Source organism: Dehalococcoidia bacterium, from assembly GCA_028711995.1.
In the GTDB taxonomy this organism is placed as follows: Bacteria; Chloroflexota; Dehalococcoidia; order SZUA-161; family SpSt-899; genus JAQTRE01.
Map to the genome: position 1 here is coordinate 1 of JAQTRE010000239.1, position 2,584 is coordinate 2,584.

Annotated in this window: 2 protein-coding genes; one reads left to right on the forward strand and one right to left on the reverse strand. The window is 52.4% G+C overall.

The window, feature by feature from the left end; translation table 11 throughout:
- Positions 1 to 386: 386 nt before the first annotated feature.
- Positions 387 to 1,295, forward strand: a complete 909-nt coding sequence (locus PHV74_16145) for a cysteine synthase family protein (GenBank protein ID MDD5095883.1) — start codon at positions 387 to 389, stop codon at positions 1,293 to 1,295.
- Positions 1,296 to 1,391: 96 nt separating this feature from the next.
- On the opposite strand, the gene PHV74_16150 is transcribed toward PHV74_16145, so the two are convergent.
- The gene (locus tag PHV74_16150) at positions 1,392 to 2,375 is read right to left on the reverse strand and encodes a hypothetical protein (GenBank protein ID MDD5095884.1); all 984 of its coding nucleotides are present in this window, start codon (positions 2,373 to 2,375) and stop codon (positions 1,392 to 1,394) included.
- Positions 2,376 to 2,584: the final 209 nt, after the last annotated feature.

Consider the following 2,584-nt stretch of genomic DNA (forward strand, 5'->3'; position numbering starts at 1 on the left):
AAACCCAGTATCATCCGCTTCATTGGCTTAAAAGGACGACTGTAGCAATTCTAAGGCATCGTCTCTATCCTGATTGTGAGTATAGAGGCTGTGAAAAAACATGTCAACCAAAACCGAGCAGAACCTGTCAATCGGCTTTTTCAGTCGGCAGGTTTCGAGAGGGTGAAGAGACACTTCCCTTCCGGGGGCCTGCCCTCGACCAGATCGGGGGGTTGGGGGTGTCCCCCAGATTCCCTTTTTCCCCCATGATTGGGGGCATGGGGGTTGATCAGGATTTCATCAGAGCCTCTTTGATTTGCAGCCGGTGGGCAGCGTATAATGAAAGTGCGCAGGCATTCGGGAACCATTTCATTCCGAGCGGCGATTTATGGCATGGAGAACAAGTAATGAGCGTCATTGATTCGATCGGCAATACTCCGATGGTGGAGTTGACCAATGTATACCAGAACGGACGGGTTCGCATTCTGGCCAAGCTGGAGGGGGGCAATCCCGGGGGCTCAGTGAAGGATCGCACTGCTCTTTACCTGATCAACGACGCCATCCGGTCGGGGAAGCTGGTCGGGGGCAAGACGATTCTTGAGCCTACATCAGGGAACACAGGGATCGCCCTGGCGATGATCGGTGCAGCCATGGGGTACAAGGTGAAGCTGACCATGCCCGAATGCGTCAGTATGGAAAGGCGGCGCACCATCGAGGCTTTCGGGGCCGAGATTGTCCTGACCCCCGGATGTCAGGCTACGGACGGAGCGATCATCCGGGCGCATCAGATCGTGGAAGAAGAGCCGGATCGATACTACATGCCCAACCAGTTCGATAACGAAAGCAATGTTCTGGCTCACTATGAGACAACCGGCCCGGAGATATTCGACCAGACGAATGGCGAAGTGGACGTGTTTGTCGCCGGAATCGGCACATCGGGAACCCTGATGGGGATTTCAAGGTGTCTCAAGGAGAAGAAGCCCTCGGTGCGGATTATTGGGGTCGAACCGACCATTGGGCATACCATCCAGGGGCTCAAGAACCTGGAGGAAGCCATCGTGCCCAAAATCTACCGGCGCAACGCCCTCGATGAGAAAATCACGGTGCAGGATGAAGAGGCCTTTGACACCGCCAGGGTGCTGGCAGCACGGGAGGGGTTATTCCTCGGTATGTCCAGCGGGGCGGCGATGGCGGGAGCGCTCAAAATTGCCAGAGAGATGGATTCCGGTACCATTGTGGTGTTGTTCCCCGATAGAGGGGATCGGTATTTGAGCACCTCGCTGTTTATGTCTATCTGCGCCAAGTGTCCGCCATAGACGCGGTCAAGTGAATCATCAAAACAGAGATCAAAGGGCCCGCTGTATCAGGCAAAGTTTCGTGTCTTCTGGACGATAGGAATTTCAAACGCGGATTCAATCAGTGTCCCCAATTTTTGCTAGATAGTCATCTTCAGTGTCACCCTGAGCACACCAGCCTCTCTTGCCGTCGAAGTCGACTTGCCAAAAATGATACAACCCCCCGGTTCCTTTTGGAACCCCATAGAAGGGCCCGCCCACTATCGTCCCTTTTTCGCCATCAAAAACATGATATCCAGTACTCGCCAGATTCGGTGGAGACTCTCTGACCTGTAACCCCAGCGCTCCAGTATTCTGAACTGCAACGTCATCTCCAATGTCAAATCTAGTCGATGGCGCGAAGTCCCTCTCACGTAGATAACTCAAAGCCGACCAACCCTCCACACCATTCTCCCACCGAATGCGATACCGGTGTTGACCATCCCAATAAGCGGGCCCTTCTATTATTACACCTATACTGCCGTCAGCCATCTCTTCAACAATATCACTGCACGGATTGGGGCTCCTCACATTGAGCCCATGATCGAAAGTGTCATATGCCTCAACAAGTGAAAATTTCTCAACCGTTGTTGAAAACTCCCCTAACCTGACGAAATTCACACAGCCGATGGTGAGGCCTTTGGTGCCATCATAGAATTCACCGGTGGCATCAGTTATTTCAACATAGGAATCAGGTCCGACATCAAAATTCCAGCGCCCTAGATATTGTTCGATCCATTGGTTGGTCTCGCTGAACTGATCGACGAGGACAACCTCTTCCCCATCGGCGTATCCAATCGTAACCGGTACTCTTCTAGACGTGTCCACACATGCAAAGAAGCCAACATAAATATCATAGCTCCCCGGCTGTGAAAGATAGGGTTGAAATTTTGCCCACCCATCAGGAGCAGATGGGCCCGTGCCCATTCCGCCCACGTAGGTTGAAATGTAACCGTGTGATTCCCAGACATGCGGATACCAACTCGATACACCGGAATTGGTGCCTTCCGTGAACCACGGCGCTGAAGCCATCACTGTGATAGCCGTTTTCTCCTTGATCACATTACTGCTAGCGCTGGCCTGAGAATCTCCGGCGGGGGAATCTTGCCAAAAACCATTCAACGCCAAAACAACAACACAAATAGAAATGATGGCGTCCCTGCAAAAAGCCGGTATCGGAATTCTGATTGAGTCACCCTGATATTATGCTGCGAAGTTTAAAGTCTGAGTGAATCGGCTGGCGGGTCGAATTTAGCGCCAAAACAAGCGCC

Excerpts from the sequence above, each read along its gene's own strand:
- PHV74_16145 (MDD5095883.1), top strand. The coding sequence starts at position 387 with ATGAGCGTCATTGATTCGATCGGCAATACTCCGATGGTGGAGTTGACC.